Origin of the sequence: Rheinheimera texasensis DSM 17496 (assembly GCF_000711985.1) — a bacterium.
GTDB lineage: Bacteria > Pseudomonadota > Gammaproteobacteria > Enterobacterales > Alteromonadaceae > Pararheinheimera > Pararheinheimera texasensis.
Map to the genome: position 1 here is coordinate 1 of NZ_JONU01000008.1, position 16845 is coordinate 16845.

The 16845-nt window shown below is 38.7% G+C and carries 12 protein-coding genes; 8 read left to right on the forward strand and 4 right to left on the reverse strand.

The window, feature by feature from the left end; all coding sequences use genetic code 11:
- Nucleotides 1-94: 94 nt before the first annotated feature.
- The 3 genes from Q399_RS0105915 to Q399_RS0105925 form a co-directional block, all read right to left on the reverse strand.
- Complete coding sequence (locus Q399_RS0105915; protein WP_031566648.1) at nt 95-499, reverse strand: DUF2787 family protein; 405 nt, start codon at nt 497-499, stop codon at nt 95-97.
- Between the two features lie 120 nt (nt 500-619).
- Nucleotides 620-1117, reverse strand: a complete 498-nt coding sequence (locus Q399_RS0105920; RefSeq protein ID WP_211253217.1) for a DUF6641 family protein — start codon at nt 1115-1117, stop codon at nt 620-622.
- Nucleotides 1118-1133: 16 nt separating this feature from the next.
- Nucleotides 1134-3140, reverse strand: coding sequence for an AAA family ATPase (locus Q399_RS0105925; RefSeq protein WP_031566652.1), 2007 nt, complete (start codon nt 3138-3140; stop codon nt 1134-1136).
- A gap of 279 nt (nt 3141-3419) precedes the next feature.
- Between Q399_RS0105925 and Q399_RS0105930 the strand changes: the two genes are divergently transcribed.
- The 3 genes from Q399_RS0105930 (at nt 3420) to Q399_RS0105940 (ending at nt 7860) form a co-directional block, all read left to right on the forward strand.
- A complete protein-coding gene (locus tag Q399_RS0105930; protein WP_084164174.1) occupies nt 3420-6104 on the forward strand; it encodes a UvrD-helicase domain-containing protein in 2685 nt (894 codons plus the stop codon).
- A 434-nt stretch (nt 6105-6538) separates the two neighbouring features.
- Entirely contained in the window at nt 6539-6958 is a 420-nt protein-coding gene (locus tag Q399_RS0105935; RefSeq protein WP_157836243.1) for a hypothetical protein, read from the forward strand.
- Between the two features lie 227 nt (nt 6959-7185).
- Entirely contained in the window at nt 7186-7860 is a 675-nt protein-coding gene (locus Q399_RS0105940; RefSeq protein WP_031566659.1) for a hypothetical protein, read from the forward strand.
- Nucleotides 7861-8016: 156 nt separating this feature from the next.
- On the opposite strand, the gene Q399_RS0105945 is transcribed toward Q399_RS0105940, so the two are convergent.
- On the reverse strand, nt 8017-8586 hold the full coding sequence (locus Q399_RS0105945) for a hypothetical protein (RefSeq protein ID WP_106388970.1): 570 nt from the start codon (nt 8584-8586) through the stop codon (nt 8017-8019).
- A gap of 244 nt (nt 8587-8830) precedes the next feature.
- Here Q399_RS0105945 and Q399_RS0105950 point away from each other — a divergent pair, with 244 nt between their 5' ends.
- The 5 genes from Q399_RS0105950 to Q399_RS0105970 are packed head-to-tail and all read left to right on the forward strand — an operon-like array spanning nt 8831 to nt 16756.
- Nucleotides 8831-9730, forward strand: a complete 900-nt coding sequence (locus Q399_RS0105950) for a WYL domain-containing protein (RefSeq protein WP_479691987.1) — start codon at nt 8831-8833, stop codon at nt 9728-9730.
- 15 nt (nt 9731-9745) lie between these two features.
- Nucleotides 9746-11323: a type I restriction-modification system subunit M gene (locus tag Q399_RS0105955; RefSeq protein WP_031566667.1), complete on the forward strand. Its 1578-nt coding sequence runs from the start codon at nt 9746-9748 to the stop codon at nt 11321-11323.
- On the forward strand, nt 11307-12527 hold the full coding sequence (locus Q399_RS21865; RefSeq protein WP_084164176.1) for a restriction endonuclease subunit S: 1221 nt from the start codon (nt 11307-11309) through the stop codon (nt 12525-12527). Before Q399_RS0105955 ends, Q399_RS21865 begins: the two co-directional genes overlap by 17 nt.
- Before the next feature lie 3 nt (nt 12528-12530).
- Nucleotides 12531-15776, forward strand: coding sequence for a type I restriction endonuclease subunit R (locus Q399_RS0105965; protein WP_031566672.1), 3246 nt, complete (start codon nt 12531-12533; stop codon nt 15774-15776).
- 41 nt (nt 15777-15817) lie between these two features.
- Nucleotides 15818-16756, forward strand: coding sequence for a COG2958 family protein (locus tag Q399_RS0105970; protein ID WP_031566675.1), 939 nt, complete (start codon nt 15818-15820; stop codon nt 16754-16756).
- Nucleotides 16757-16845 lie beyond the last annotated feature (89 nt).

Here is a 16845-nt window from a genome sequence, read left to right on the forward strand (position 1 = left end):
GCTACCGTCTGCTTCGTTGGATTTACAGTTTCGCTTTCAGTAGCGCTGCTACCGTTCGCATTGTTGGATTTACAGTTTTGGCATTCGTAAGCGGTTATAACTTTGACGCTGTAATTTCAAACACCTCCATTTTTAGGTAAGCCATAAAGTTGGTTTGCCACAGCTTAAACATCTCAATACCTACACTTAACTCAGTGCATTGGTATAAGTCCTGATAGACGTTTTGGCCGACATCAAAATCGAGGCACTTTGCCAATTCAGCAAAGTCACCTTGGCCAACAAAACAGAAATCAGTAATGTATGAAATTTGCCACTGATTGCTGGTTAATCGTCGAAGACTAATTTCTACTGGATGGTAACCACCTGTTTCAGGTGAATAGTTGCTGTCGCGAAAATTCAGTACAACGGATTCATCCGTTAAACTTTTTGGGATGAAGCTTGCGAGTTGTTCTGCCAGTTTTGGATTAAGCGGCAGTTTGGTGGATGTGATTGTTTTCATCATTTCCTTCCTTATATTTACAGTTTTGCGTTTTATAAGAACGACCTTAAGAGCAGCACTTGTTCAGGCTGATGAGTTCGTTCTTAGTTGGAATAAAGAGGAGTTTGCTGCTGCAGCGATTTAGGATTTGCGAGCAGTCTTTGGCTTGGTCGATGTTTGAACAGTTTCACTATCCAAATTATTGATTTGTCCGGAGCTATCACTGCTATCAGTGCTTCGAAGAAACAGATCGAGTTCGCCTTTCTCGACTGCTTCGATAAGCAACGCAATAAGCGCAGGTAGATTACTCAAAGCACCAACATCAATCGTTGGCTTGCCACTTTCAACTTCAAATGTTTTTCCGGCAAAACGCACCTCAATATAAAAGTGGTCAGCATCGTCAAAAAACCACTGACGAACTTTTCGTGGTATTTGTTTGATGTGTTTGTCACCGGTAGTTGGATCGGTAACTGTTTTCTCACGAAAAAAGCTAAAAGGCTGATTCGCTAGCTTTGCATTTACCATTGCTAACTGTTCTTCTAGCCGTTCAATTAGCTTCATCCGTTTGGCCAAAACTGGTGATTTGACGATTTCAGGACGAGCGATAGCCTTGAGCGAACTCAATAATGTTGTGGTCATGATGTTTTCCTTTGGCTTAGATAAAGCCGATTTGTGGTTTGATGGCCTTGCGTTTGTTTTCTTCGTTCAACAGTTGCAGTGCTGATGAACGATGGTCTTGTTCTGGCAGAAACTTGATCCGCCGAGCGAGAATTGCAAAATCTCCAACTGTGAGGTTTCGCAGTCTTTCGAGTTGTGATTGCTCTGCTGCATTCAGCGTTTTAACTGCTAGTAGTTGTTTATATAACTGCTGTACTTGATGCGTTTTCAGGTAATCGCAATCCAATTTGAAGTCGAACCGTCGCAACACAGCTTTATCCAGTAACGAATCAAAGTTAGTTGCAGCAAATAGCGGTTGCGTAAAACACTCCATTTGCGTCAGTAACTCGTTTACCAGTTGAATTTCATACTGGTTGTTTAAGCGCTCACGGCTACTTAACAGTGAATCGACTTCATCAAGCAGCAATATCTGTTTGTCTCGATGTGCTGTCTGGAATAGCCGAGCCACATTCTTTTCGCTTTCACCAACATACTTGTCTAAAACGTCTGAACATTTCACACGATTGATATCACGCTGACACTGTTGTGCCATGTAATGTGCAAACGCTGTTTTGCCAGTACCTGCAGGACCGCTGAGTAAAACGCGAATAGGTTCATTTCGTTCAATCGCGTAACGGATTTGTTCAAGTTCAGCTGCAGGCTGTTTGATGTTTAACAGTGAGATATCGAAATCAAGCGCTTGCTCATAACTTGGTTTGTCCTGCCAAAGAACTGCAGCTTTCAAGCTAGACTCAACAACATCCATAATGATTTGTTCTGCTTCTTTGCCTTTAGTGCCAATGGTTTTAGCAACATGCGCAGCGTTGGCTATCAGCGCATGTGATAAGTTGGCTGTTGGCACCAATTGTTGAACAAACTTGTTGGATACCTTTAAACCTGCAAAAGCATCAGTAGCCAACTTTTGCACCATTTGACGTGTGGGTTGCGGAAATTCCAGTACCAACTTAAACCTACGCAAGAAACTCTCTTCGATGCAGTGAACATGGTTAGTTATCCAAATACTTGGAACCTTGTTCTTCTCCAGTAACCGATGCAGTTGCTCTTTCGAATACTGTAAATCAGCAGATAGAAACAGTGATTCACATTCATCGATTAACAACATGGATTGATTACTGGTATCCAGCATTTGGTTGATAAATTGCAGATAAGACAGACGTTGCTTATCAATCTTCAGTACTCGTTCGTCGTCATCTACTTGGCCATCTTTGACAGTGACTGCGCGAACTTCGAATAAATAACGAGATAAATGGTCGGCCAACGCACGTGCAAACTCTGATTTACCTACACCAGGCGAGCCGTAAAAAAGAACATTTATTCCGGTTAGTTCAGCAAGTACTGCATTTTCCAGATAGTTGCACACAAGATTGCTGTTTATGTGCGGAAATTCATTGATCTTGTAGGCCGCAACATCACTCTGAATCAATACTGCAGATAGCAATTCCTCTTTGCTAGATATCTTGGTTTTACGTAGCTGTAACCGTAAATGTTCTGGTATCTCCAGATCTGATGGATGCATCAGGCTCTGAGCTTTTAGCAGGCCAAAACCATATAAGGTTGTTAGCACTTGACGTGCTTGATCAACATCGATGGCCAGCTGCTCACAAAGTGAAACTTCTAATTGATCATGCAAATCATTGGCCTCCACTGCAGACAAGATATGCCTTAGTGGTGGATGCGCATTGAGTACCAAGACAAAAGTCACTAACTCCAACGCATTGGCAGGTAGCGACAAACACTCGATCAAAAAGTTGGCATTGTGTTCAACCAACCGTGTTGATTTCACTGACTTATCCGCAATTGCTAGCTTCGCCACACATTGCTCAAAGCTAAGCTTCGGATTACGTAGTGCGTTATTACCAGATAGACGCGCCAAGCTTGAACGATGGATGCATTCTTCCAACTCTTGAAAATCATCATTCTGCAAAACGCCAATAGCATACCTGCAGGCTAAGAACTCAAAGCCTGTTCTTTGTTTTCTAATCATATTGTTTTCCTTCTGCTTTGATATCAATTCATTTATATCGAAGACAGATTTATATAAAACGTGGAGGTTTCTTAGAAATTGAAAACTGTAAATATTGTATGGAGAAGGGTGTTTTAATTTGAGCTTATTATAACATTTTAGCTGCGTATTGTAATTAGCTGTTTTTGACACACCTCGATTAGTTCAGTATCCGCTTATAATGTCATGTTTCTTTGTGTTTATAGAATTATGACTATAAGTGGCTTAGTTTAACATTTGTATGTGGCCTAGAGGTGTCTAATGCGTGATTCTATTTCCAAATTAACTTTAAATTCTGACTTTTTTAAACTATCTAGATCGTCAAAACCTGAAGGTTTTAATTATAAATTTGATAAAATAATTTCTTCCTGCACAGATTCTAACGCTTTGAGATACACCAATGATCTGGATGAAGTATTGAATTTAATCAAGGATGATTCAATTTGTGAATATCAAGATTCCATCCTTAATGAATTGATAGAGTCTTTTGATTCAGATTTTGTTGATGTTGACTATTTGGGATTGTATCTGAATGTCACTAGTAAAGAGATTGAATTACTAACGGACAATCGCCATGGGCTAGTTAACGTAAAAACTAAGTCGAGAAGAGAATTTATATCCGTTAAAGAGAGCAGGAATCTTTCTAACATCAATAGTTACTTAAAAAATACTGATAATAGAAGTTACTACACTCATCGTTACTCTATTATTCTTAGCGGAGATGCCTATAGAAGCATTGAGGTTTTTATTGGTGACCCGTCACACGAAAAAAACGTCGGTAGAGATCATCTATTACATAATGTGTTTATTAGCCTAATACCAACAAGGTTCACTCTATCTGAAATTTCTTTGGCCTTTTGGCATATCAAATCAGTTCTTAAGAATAATAGATTCTACACAGTAATGAAAAATGCGATGGTTAGTCGCTTTGACGTTGGTATTAATCTATTCGGATTGTCACAGCTATTTTGCTTTGCTATTACAGCAGATAAAAGGGTTAAGAATGGTGCGAGCTTTCCTGAAGAAGGCATATCACAAACTGCGTATTTAGGCATCAGAGAGAGAAGTAACACAATTCACTACGATAAAAATTTAAAAGAGTTTAGCTCTTTTCTTAAGTTTCATGGCGAAAAAGTAGATGGGCATCAAGTAGAGGATCTTCTTGAAGAGGAACCTGAATTTAGTAAATTATATTTAAAAAATCCTTCTACTACGCGATCTGAGGCTCGCCAAATTGCACATCCTAACCCCTTCAAATTGAGTGAAATATCAAATGTAAGATGCCTGCTGGCTAGCATAAGATACATTAAACCATCTCTTCTAAAATTGGTTCCAGAATATCTACTAGAGAAAGTGATTGCAGACAAGAATATAGATAATATTAATAAGGTTGTTGAGTGGTTAAAAAATAATGTGTCAACAAAGGAATCAGATTTATATTATAAGTTTGATGAGAACAAATTGCAGAAGTTTGCAACAAAGAAAATGGATGAATTACTTGATGTAATTACAGATCCACTAAAAATAGCCGATGATCCTTCAAATGGATACAACTATAGTGATTCTTCGGCAAAAGTCAGAGGTTTTTTATCACTTGCCGCTCGCAATCGTCTGATTGAGAATCCTGAGTCTATTACAATAGATGATTCTAAAATAACCTTTATCGAAGGCGGTGCAGGAGCGGGTAAAACAGCTTTAATAGTTGACATCATTGAAAAAAATGGCAAGCGATATCAATCAAAAACAACTGTTTTGTCGTTTACCAATGCCAGTGTCAAAGATATTTTTGAAAGTCTTAATAGAGCACTTTCATCTAATAAAGTAACTGTTGAAACAATGTCTAGATGGTGCAAGCTATTTCTAGAAAACAATGGTTATATCATTAATAAGTTAATTGATAATCAACGGTCTCATGCCATCATGCAAAAATTTCTTGATGAAATTATGCCGCAAGGCGAAAGCGAAGAGGCAATCACTGGTGAAGACGTATTTAAAGTTTTTTCTTATTATCGTAATCGGATTAATCCTGATCTAGAAGTTAGTATTAAAAAGGTCAATGAGAATCTTCTTAAACACAGAAAAGTCATTCAAAAAGTTATTAATCGATACGCTCGGTTTAAGAAGATATCTAAGCAAGAAGATTTTGATGGTGTTATTGAGCAGGTCGCTTTGCTTCTAGAGAATAAAAAAGTGGCAAAAAAATTCATTGGAAAAATGGAATATCTTTTCGTTGACGAAATTCAGGATTTCAACGCCACTCAATGGGATATTCTTAAAAAACTTAAAAAGTATGGTGTCAAAATCGTTGTTGTTGGTGATCGCGCTCAATCAATTTATCAATGGCGTGGTGCAATTCCTGCGGAGTTAAATGATCAAGAGCTTAAAGTTTATAAACTGCTGATCAACTATCGTTCAACACAGCCGATTGTAGATGTTACTAACTACGTCAGAACTCGAATCTGCAAAACCTTGGAACCAGTTATAAGTCGTGGATCGGATGGTGGAGTAAAGAACGGCACTAAGCCGCGTGTACATATTTCAGATGATATCGCTGAGGCTGCGGCTTGGGTTAAGAGGGATATTGATTTCAGAGGTTTCAAAAAACACGAATGTTTTATCCTATGCCGCTTTAGAAAGCAGATGCAGCATTTTGAAAAGATCTTTGGTAAAGAAAATGTTGGTTTGGTTTCAGAGCCTGTTAAGACGTTCCATAGCGCTAAAGGTCTTCAATCAAAGCATGTTTATGTTATTGATCCACGGTTTAGTTGGATGGGCTTTACTAATGCTCAAGATGAGTTGTGTAACCTTTACGTAGCACTTAGCCGACCAATGGATACACTTACAATTGTTAAAGCCAACAAAACTGTGTTCCGTAAATCTAAACCAGATCAAAAAAAGTTAAACATACTTGATAAATTGGATGAAACGTTAGTGGAGTTTGTTTAGGTTAAAGATGCGCGAGCATTTGCTCGCGCATTCAGTCTGCGTTAGCAGACTAAACCAAGAAGTGTTCCTATGACCCAAACCTCAAAAGCCAGACAATAATAGCCTTAAAATTGAGAAATAAAGTTATTAGGACGAACTAAGAGTGATGGTTGTTTGTCGTTACGGTCGGCTAGGAAATCTTTAACTGTGCAGTTTAGTACAGTAGCTATCTTATTCAGTGCTCCAAAATCATGGATTCGTTTTACCGCCTTGGATATATGCTCATATAAGCTAGACAGAACTATTTCGCTATTGGTATTTTACCTGATAAATAGACAAGGAAAGGTCATCATGTGAATCAGTTCGAGCAACTTTGCAAACTAGCCTCACAGGAGAATTGGTGCTGGAAACTCTCATGCAGTACTTGCGGCCATATGCATTTCCGGTATGCGTTTTTGGAGATGGCTAAAGGTTCATCACCAGCTGATCCTGACTGGCAAGTTCATGCCAAAAATACTGACTTTAGTGCACTTGGTAAATTTCCATACCGTCTTAGCAAGGAACAAAAGCAGGCTATCTTAAAAGATTGTCTTGATGCTGACTTATTGGCGATTGCGAAGAACTGTCGATTTCCTGACTGGCTTGGTTATCTCGGTTTAATCCTAACTTATACGAGTGGTTCAGGTTCAGATAACCAGCAACTCTCAATTAAGTGGTCTGCACAGCTGGTAAAAGTGGTGATTACTGGTACGCCGATTTATCAAAAGCTTTGTAGCATAGCTAATGGTGTCGACGAGCTTGTTATTGCTGATTTAGAAGCAGTTGAACAGAATATCGAGTACACATTTCGTTCTAAATCTACGCGAGATGTTTAAACATGGCCTTATTTAGTGGTAATCACATGGAATTTCGGCGCTCTATCGGTCAAATGTTGCGAGATTTTTGCAGTAGCGGAAGAAGAAACTCTACCACCGATGTGTAGTAATCGCGTTCTGGTGATTAATTTAGTTCAGATGTAAATATCAATAAAAATAATGTCAGTGAACATCTAATTTGTAAGAGATTCATTGCTACCACAGATTAACATGCTAAAGAGAAAGATATGTCATATCGTTCAAGAATAACTTTTCAAGGAAAAGAAGGTCTTCCTGCATGGGCAATTACACATTATCTCCAGCAGACCGAGTTCAACTACCAAAAGTTTGTGCTGGTCGAACGTATTTGTGCGCTTATTTCAGATGGTCTCGATCCAAACAGTCTTGTTGTGGCTACATCGTCCGCTGATGTATTTCCAAAGAAGGCTATTGAGTATTCAGACTTTGATAAATTTGAAATATTTGTGGAAAAAGAAGACTCAGCTAAAAAGTTTTGGCAGGCCATCAGTCGCCATCACCGACCTGTTGTTTTTTATCGCGATGGCGACCAGTATGTCCTTGTAAATGAGTTAAACGATGAAAACTCTTTGATAATTAAAAATGTCGCAGTTAATTCTCCTGTTAGCATTTCTCTTGAAGGCGCGGTTGGTGCAATAAGTGATATTTATTATGCGAGTGATCGCGAACATCGGAATATAACTCAATGGCAAAACGAACAAATTGGTCAAACTGCAAGAAATGTTGAGGATATAGTACGTGCTAGCTCAACAGCCAACAATTTGAATGTTCCAGAAGGCGTCAGAGCCTATGCAAACGCTATTCTGGAACAGGCGCTTAGGAGACAAGAAAAACTAAATGAAGAAATTGGGATGACAAATGCTCGTATTGATACCCAAGTCTAGAGATAAACATAGCACTATCAATGCTGTTGTTAAATCCAGTTGCCAACTTTTCAAAGTTATCGAAAAATTCAAGGACAAACAATGACGTTTCGGTTAAGCAACGCAAGCTTGAACTCATATACGGATGGCACCTTTTAAGATTTAACTTCCAATCTTTTAAATTTTGTAAATCGTACCAGTCCTAAGCAAAAAATCCGCACCAAGTAAAAATGGACGATGGTAGCCTTTTTTGTCATCTTCCTGCTGATCAGGTGGCACGACCATAATAGATTGATGGGAAGGAAATTCACCTCGGTCAAACAGAATGTCGGCATGAGCTTCTGCAGTGCAGTCTAAAATTGTTCCATCGACAAGCGTTAACCAAATATGTGCTTTTGATGGCTCATTGATTTTTGGACTACGAAGTTCATTAACGATACCTTCGTCAGACATTTCGCAGTAAACATAGTCATGCCAAAATCTATCACCGATGGTAATAAAACTTTTAACCTGCATTATCTGTATTAGTACTTGTTGAAGCATCAGATGAACCTGAGCACATTTAGATGCTAAGTCAGACGATTTCACATATCCATGTGCATAAAGAACTTCACCAGACATTTGAAATACGGCCTGCAAAATCTCTTGTGGAAGACTAGGTTTCAGTGGGAATGGATTGCATTCTGTGCTCAATCCAAGTTGTTTTGTACGATTGAACGCTTGTTGAAGACGCGTAATGTAATTCATGTTTTCCCTTCCTATGTACTCATCCATTGCCATTATCACATCACGTTTCACACGCGAGGCAGTTTAAAACTAAGCTGCCTCATTTAATTATTCACGAAAAGTGAGCCCTCATTCTACAAAATTTTCTAAAATAGTAACACTCACTAGCAAACCAAAATCTCATCTGATAGGATGATACCTAACAAAAAAAGTTAGGTTATCTAATACATCTAGCTTTGTCGTTTCAGACGTAATAAAGGAAGCTTTGCAGCAATTGATGCAATCAACCCATTTAGAATCACTTACCCAAGCACAGCGTGAGCGTTTGGCACATATCGATTTCACACTGTTATTTAACGGTGAGGCCAGACGTAGCTGTGTAACAGATCGATTTGGTGTTGCACCTTCAGTCGCGACTCAAGATTTTGCGCGTTATAAAGAGTTGGCACCATCCAATATCTTCTATGACGAGAAGTTGCGTGTGCATCTTAAAACTGAAACTTTCATACCACTATTTACCTATGATGTGGTGCGTACATTGGCAACCATCAGCCAAGGTTTTGGTGATGGGTTTACTGGTCATTTAAAACCGCCAATGGCATGCGAAGCACCATACCATTTGAATAAACCAAGCTTAGATATCGTCGCTAAAGTAACTGAGGCCATTCACAAAGGTAAAGCACTGCTTATTAATTACGTTTCTTTATCTAGTGGTGAGAGCTCACGTGAAATAGTGCCACACACTTTGGTTGATAACGGTTTGCGCTGGCATGTTCGTGCCTTTGATCGTAAAAGTAACGAGTTTAGGGATTTTGTCTTAACGCGAGTTAAATCAGCAAAGGTTGTAGCATATTCAGAGTTAGTTGAAAGCGAGAAACAGCAGCAAGATCGTCAGTGGAATCGTTTTGTCGAGTTGCAGCTAGTGCCTCATCCTCGTATTACTCATCGTGAAGCTATTGAACTTGATTACGGTATGACAAGCGGTGTCATGACAGTAGAAGTGCGCGCTGCAACTGCAGGCTACCTATTAAGGTTATGGAATGTTGACTGCTCAAGTGCTCATCTACTTTTGGGGCCAGAGAATCATCTTTGGTTAAAGAATATCGAAACTTTATACGGCGTTAGTAATTTAGACCTAGCGCCTGGTTATAAACCTAACTTTTAGGAAGACCAACAACAAATGGCAAAAAAAACAGTAGAAAAGAAAAACGATAAATCGTTCGAAGAAACTTTGTGGGATGCGGCCAATAAGCTACGTGGCAGCGTAGAGTCATCTGAGTATAAACACATTGTTTTAAGTCTAATTTTTCTAAAATTCATCAGCGATACGTTTGAGCAGCAACGTCAAAAATTGGTTTCTCAAGGTTTAGAAAAACACATCGATGTTCTAGCCGCATATACAAAAGACAATGTGTTCTATTTGCCAGAAGAAAGTCGTTGGAGCTTTATTCAGCAAAATTCTAAACAAGAAGACATCGCCTTAAAAATCGATAGTGCTCTTAGTACCATAGAAAAAACCAACAAAGCTTTACAAGGTGCTTTGCCAGATAACTACTTCTCGCGATTAGGTTTGGATGTTTCTAAGCTTGCAGCTTTGATCGATGTTATCAACAACATCGATACCTTAGCGAATCCGCATGAAGATGTAGTTGGGCGTGTCTATGAATATTTTCTTGCGAATTTTGCTATTGCTGAAGGTAAAGGCAAAGGAGAATTCTATACACCAAAAAGCATCGTTAATTTGATTGCCGAGTTGATTGAGCCATACAGAGGCAAAATCTATGACCCATGTTGTGGTTCGGGCGGTATGTTTGTGCAATCACTGAAATTTATTGAAAATCATAAAGGCAATAAAAAAGACATTTCGGTATATGGCCAAGAATACACTAGTGCCACTTATAAACTAGCGAAAATGAACCTCGCCATTCGAGGTATATCTGCCAATTTGGGGGCTGCGGCAAAAGACACTTTTGCAAATGATCAGCATGAAATGCTCAAAGCCGATTTTATTATGGCAAATCCACCTTTTAACCAGAAAGATTGGCGTGCCTCGGATGAACTAGTCGATGACCCTCGATGGGGTGGCTATGACACGCCTCCAACCAGTAACGCCAACTATGCTTGGATCTTGCATATGGTTTCTAAGCTTTCTGAGAATGGTGTTGCTGGTTTTATTCTTTCAAATGGTGCGTTATCCGGTGATGGGACTGAAAAAGCTATACGTAAAAAGTTAATAGAAAACAACTTGGTTGAAGCCATAATCATCCTGCCTCGTAGCATGTTTTATACCACCGATATCAGTGTCACTTTGTGGATTTTAAACAAGAATAAAAAAGCTCGAGTCGTTCCTCACGAGGATGTAACGCGGAATTATCGAAACCGAGAAAGTGAAGTATTGTTTATGGATCTCCGCCAACGCGGTGAGCCATTCGAGAAAAAATTTACACAGTTCTCTGAGCAAGATATTAGAGATTTTTCTGATACTTTCCACAGCTGGCAGCAAGTCGGTAGTCAAGAAAATTACAAGAATACTGCTGAATATTGTTACTCAGCAACAAAAGATGAAATTGCTAAGAACGATTACTCACTAGTGCCAAGTAAATATATAGAATTTTCGAATCGAGATGAAAATATCGACTTTGATGAAAAAATGAATTTACTCCAGCATGATATGCGTGAAATTTTACGTAAAGAATCTCAGGCAAGAAATGAGTTATTAAATGTTTTCAAAGAGCTGGGCTATGAGATCAAACTATAAAAAACTTGGTCAATTTATACGAATTGTTGATGTTCGAAATAAAGAAGACTCTAAAGACCATTTGTTAGGTGTGTCAACACAAAAAATATTTATAGATTCTGTAGCAAACACAGTTGGAACTGATTTTAGAAGTTATAAAATAGTTAAAATAAATCAGTTTACCTATGTACCTGATACCTCAAGAAGAGGCGATAAAATTGCTATTGCTATGCTGCAATCTCATGATAAGGCACTTGTATCACAGGCTTACACAGTTTTTGAAATTACTGATCATGAAAAATTAGATCCTGAGTATCTGATGATGTGGTTCAGAAGACCAGAATTTGATCGATATGCAAGGTTCAAATCTCATGGTTCTGTTCGCGAGATTTTTGAATGGGACGAAATGTGCGATATAGAACTACCAGTTCCTTCAATCGAAATTCAGCGTGAGATCGTCCGTGAGTACAATGTCGTAAATTACCGGATTATACTGAATAAAAATATAACAAAAGTATTAGAACTGACCGCACAATCCATATTCAAACAGTGGTTTGTTGATTTTGAATTTCCAATCTCAAAAGAACATGCGTTTTCGATGGGGCAACCAGAATTAGAGGGAAAACCCTATAAAACATCTGGTGGTGAAATGTCTTTTTCAAAAGTGTTAGGTATAGATATACCGAGTATTTGGAACGTAAAAAGAATTTCTGAAATTTGTGAGGTAATAAATGGCAGAGCGTATAAAGACGGTGAGTATCGGGAAAGTGGAACTAAGATAATTCGGATTCAAAACCTTAGTGGTGGTAATAAATGGATTTATTCTGATATGACTTTGCCAGAAAATAAGTATGTATCCAATGGCGATTTAATTTTTGCTTGGTCAGCAACTTTTGGTCCATTTATCTGGAGGCAAGAGAAGAGTATTTATCATTATCATATCTGGAGAATGGATTGTTTTAATCTGGACGCAAAATTATTCCTTTATCACCATCTGCGAAGAGTAACTGGTGAGGTAAGCGAGCAAGGCTCCGGTTCAATATTTTCTCATATAACAAAAGGCCTTATGGAGTCTCAAAATCTTATCTATCCAGATGATAAAACATTGCAGTTATTTAATTCAATAGCAGGCAGAATAGATAAAAATATCGAGTTGAATCAATTGTCTGATAGATTGTGTAAATCATTGATGGGCGTTATCGAAGGTAGAATGTCTAGGGCGTAATAAATGAAATTCACTGAAGAAAAACTTGAACATGCTGTGATCCAGCTGCTAGGGAAAGAAGGCTACTCACATAGTTATGGTGAGGATATAAAGCGTGCACCAGAGGATGTGCTGATTAAAGCTGATCTTCGTGAATTTCTAGCAAAACGTTACCAAAAAGAATGCATTACGGCTTTTGAAATTGAGCATATTATTCACAAGTTGGAATATCTTCCGGCGTCAGATCTTTATGATACGAATAAAACGATCATGAAGTTTGTATCGGACGGTTTTGTATTAAAGCGTGAAGATGCTAGTAGAAAAGACTTGTATATTCAGTTAATCGATTTTGAATCAGTAGCTGAAAGTCAGGATGCTGTAAAAGCATTTGCATTGAAGCTATCTGAAACAATCCCGGATTATCTGCCTAAACAAGACGCCAATATTTACCGTATCGTCAATCAGATGGAAATACAAGGCTACGAGCTGCGAATTCCTGATGGCATACTCTATATTAATGGCCTACCTCTAGTTGTATTTGAGTTCAAAAGCGCTATTCGTGAAGATGCGACCATTTTTGATGCTTATAAACAGCTAACCACACGCTACGACCGAGATATTCCTGAGCTTTTTAAGTACAACATACTCTGTGTCATTAGTGATGGTGTGAATACCAAAATGGGTTCTTATTTTGCTCCGTATGAGTTTTATTACTCGTGGCGTAAAGTTACAGGCGAGGAAAAGCTAGAGAAAGACGGCATAGATTCGCTGTTTACTATGGTAAGCGGTTTGTTCAACAAAAAACGGCTCACTGAAGTTATTCGTCATTTTGTATATCTGCCTGACACATCCAGTCGTAACGAGAAAATCGTCTGTCGGTATCCACAGTATTACGCAGCCACTAAGTTATTCGCTAACGTAAAGAAGCAGATGAAACGCTTTGATAACGAAGGGAAGCTAATACACGGTGATGGTAAAGGCGGTACTTATTTTGGTGCTACTGGTTGCGGTAAAAGTTACACCATGTTGTTTTTGAGTCGGTTGCTTATGAAAGATGTTGAGCTCGGTAGCCCAACAATTATCTTGATTACCGACCGCACTGACTTAGATGACCAATTATCTGGTCAATTTACTAACGCTAAGTCATTTATTGGTGATCAAAATATTGTCAGCGTCGAAAGCCGTGCTGAGTTACGCCAGCTGTTGCAAGGTAGAAAGAGTGGTGGAGTGTTTCTTACAACCATTCATAAGTTTACAGAGGACATCGAGTTATTAACTGAACGAACTAATGTCATTTGTATTTCTGACGAAGCACATCGCAGCCAAGTGAATCTTGACCAGAAAATCACTGTGACTGAGCAAGGCGTGCGTAAGACATATGGCTTTGCTAAGTACTTACACGATTCACTACCGAATGCGACTTATGTCGGTTTCACCGGTACGCCAATCGATGCAACCTTGGATGTATTCGGCGCAATAGTCGATAGCTACACCATGGCTGAATCTGTTTACGATGAGATTACAGTTCGTATTGTGTATGAGGGACGTGCCGCAAAAGTACTTCTTGATGGTAAACAGCTCGATGAAGTTGAAAAATATTATAAGGACTGCGAAGCTGCTGGTACAAATGAATATCAGGTAGATAAAAGCAAAATGCAGATGGCGAGTATGTCGACCATTTTGGGCGATCCTGATCGTATTCAAGCTATTGCTAAAGATTTTGTTGAACATTATGAAAAGCGAGTTGAAGAAGGTACGACACAGAAAGGCAAAGCAATGTTTGTCTGCAGTAGTCGTGAAATTGCTTTTAAGTTTTATAAAGAGTTGATAGAGCTTCGGCCTGAATGGAAAGAAGTAAAAGTTTGCGATGATGGCATAGTCTTGACTGAGAACGACATGAAAAAAGTCAAACCCATGGAAAGGGTAAAGATGATCATGACTCGTAATAAAGACGACTCAAAAGAACTGTGGAACATCCTTGGTAACCAAGAATATCGCAAGGAATTAGACAGACAATTTAAAAACGAAAAATCTAATTTCAAAATCGCGATTGTTGTAGACATGTGGCTGACAGGTTTCGACGTGCCGTTCCTTGATACCATCTATATTGATAAGCCTCTGCAAAAACATAGTTTGATTCAGACCATTTCTCGCGTTAACCGCAAATTTGAAGGCAAAGAAAGTGGCCTTGTGGTTGACTACATCGGCATCAAAAAGCAGATGAATCTAGCTTTATCGCAATATACATCAGGTCAAAGCCAAAGCCTTGAAGACATTTCCAAATCTGTAATTGTCGTTAAAGACCACTTAAGTTTACTTGAATCTCTTTTCCATAAATTTGATTCTCAACCATATTTTTCCGGTTCGCCACTTGAGCAATTGCAATGTTTAAATGCATCTGCAGATTTGGTATTAACCAGTAAAAAACTTGAGAAGACTTTCATGGATCTCACTAAGCGGTTGAAGTCGGCTTACGACATTTGTGTTGGAAGTAGCGAGTTAACACAGCATCATAAAGACAAGATCCATTATTACTTAGCGGTTCGCAGTATCGTCTTCAAGCTGACAACGGGTGGAGCACCTGATTTAGAACAAATGAATCAGAAAGTTCGTGAGTTGGTTAAAAAAGCGTTGATTAGCGATGGTGTTGAGCAACTCTTCAAGCTTGGTGAAACCAACGGCGGTGAAATCGATATCTTCGATGACGACTATCTTGCCAAGCTTGAAAAAATCAAGCAACCCAATACTAAATTGCAATTACTACAACAGATGTTGGCAAAGGCGATTGGTGAGCTAAAAAAGACTAATAAAGTCAAAGGTGTCGACTTCACTAAAAAAATGAATTTGCTTATTGAAAAATACAATGAACGTGACGAGAAGAACGTGCTTCGTTCAGAAGTGATCAAAGACTTTTCTGATGAGATCATTAAACTCTACAACGAACTTCGTGAAGAAATGGCTTCGTTTAGCAAGCTAGGAATTGATTTTGAAGAGAAGGCTTTTTACGACATTTTGGTTACGTTAGCGCATAAGTATGACTTCACGTATCCAGAAGATAAGTTACTTGAACTTGCGAAAGAAGTTAAAAAGGTCATTGACGACAAAGCCAAATACACTGACTGGAATAAACGTGAAGACATCAAAGCCGAATTACATTTTGATTTAATTATTTTACTAGATGAATGGGGTTATCCACCCATAGACCGTGATGAAGTTTACAAAGAGATTTTTGAACAGGCTGAGAACTTCAAGAAGCATAAAAAACATTAAAACAGAGTCTTAACATGTGCAATTTTCTAAAAGGATTTTGAATGTCTAAGTTGTCGCAAACACAAAAAATTATCGAATTTCTCAAAGCAAATTCTGCTCAGAGATTCACTGCTCGTGAGATCGCCGAAGCGATAGTTGCACGATATCCAGAAGATTATGCCGAAAAGCGTAATAATCCTCGGTTTGTGGATGACAATTCATTTATTGCACAAATTGTTGCTGAAATTGGCTCTCGCAAAGAACAGATCGTTAATGGTGACAACCATGTGTTTTGGCAAGATAAGCCAAGACCACGTGTCTATTGGTATGACGCAGAAAATTTTACTGATGCTGCTGATGCGGTTTACCAAGAAGTAGATGAAGTTGATGAGACGCCAACACTAGTCGAACAAGGTTTTTCAGAGCATCAGCTTTACCCAATCCTCATTGAATACCTTAAATCAGAACTCAAACTTTTTTGCATGCGTATCGATGAGAAACGTTCAAAAAATTCTCGTGGCAGTGGTGGCAATCAATGGTTGCATCCAGATATTGTGGCCATGCAGCCAGTAGATAAAGACTGGAATGAACTTGTGCGTAGCTGTGTAAAACAAGGTGCAGGCCAGAGTGTTAGATTATGGTCGTTCGAAGTTAAAAAAGAGCTCTCAAGTTCAAATGTCCGCAAGAGTTTTTTCCAAGCAGTTAGTAACTCCAGTTGGGCGAATGAAGGCTATTTAGTCGCAACCTCGATTTCCGATGCGAATGTCGAGTTAGAGCTACGCATGTTATCTGCGTTACACGGAATTGGTGTGATTCTGCTTAATCCTGAAAATCCAAGCGAAAGCGAAATGATGTTGCCAGCCAAAGCAAGGCAAGAAGTTGATTGGCAATCAGTGAATAGAATTGTGGCGGAAAATGAAGACTTTAAAGACTACATCGAGCAGGTTTCTACTTATTACCAGACTGGTCGCGTAAGAGGGAAGGATTGGAATAAGGTCTGAATTTTAGAATTTACTTATCAAAATATTAATTGATCAAGTTATTACAAAAACACGGTTACCTAGGAATGATAAGTATCCTTGCACTATCA

Coding starts and splice junctions, on each gene's coding strand:
- Q399_RS21865 (WP_084164176.1), top strand. CDS start 11,307: ATGAGATCAAACTATAAAAAACTTGGTCAATTTATACGAATTGTTGAT.
- Q399_RS0105965 (WP_031566672.1), top strand. CDS start 12,531: ATGAAATTCACTGAAGAAAAACTTGAACATGCTGTGATCCAGCTGCTA.
- Q399_RS0105970 (WP_031566675.1), top strand. CDS start 15,818: ATGTCTAAGTTGTCGCAAACACAAAAAATTATCGAATTTCTCAAAGCA.
- Q399_RS0105945 (WP_106388970.1), bottom strand. CDS start 8,586: ATGAATTACATTACGCGTCTTCAACAAGCGTTCAATCGTACAAAACAA.
- Q399_RS0105955 (WP_031566667.1), top strand. CDS start 9,746: ATGGCAAAAAAAACAGTAGAAAAGAAAAACGATAAATCGTTCGAAGAA.
- Q399_RS0105915 (WP_031566648.1), bottom strand. CDS start 499: ATGAAAACAATCACATCCACCAAACTGCCGCTTAATCCAAAACTGGCA.
- Q399_RS0105940 (WP_031566659.1), top strand. CDS start 7,186: ATGTCATATCGTTCAAGAATAACTTTTCAAGGAAAAGAAGGTCTTCCT.
- Q399_RS0105920 (WP_211253217.1), bottom strand. CDS start 1,117: ATGACCACAACATTATTGAGTTCGCTCAAGGCTATCGCTCGTCCTGAA.
- Q399_RS0105930 (WP_084164174.1), top strand. CDS start 3,420: ATGCGTGATTCTATTTCCAAATTAACTTTAAATTCTGACTTTTTTAAA.
- Q399_RS0105925 (WP_031566652.1), bottom strand. CDS start 3,140: ATGATTAGAAAACAAAGAACAGGCTTTGAGTTCTTAGCCTGCAGGTAT.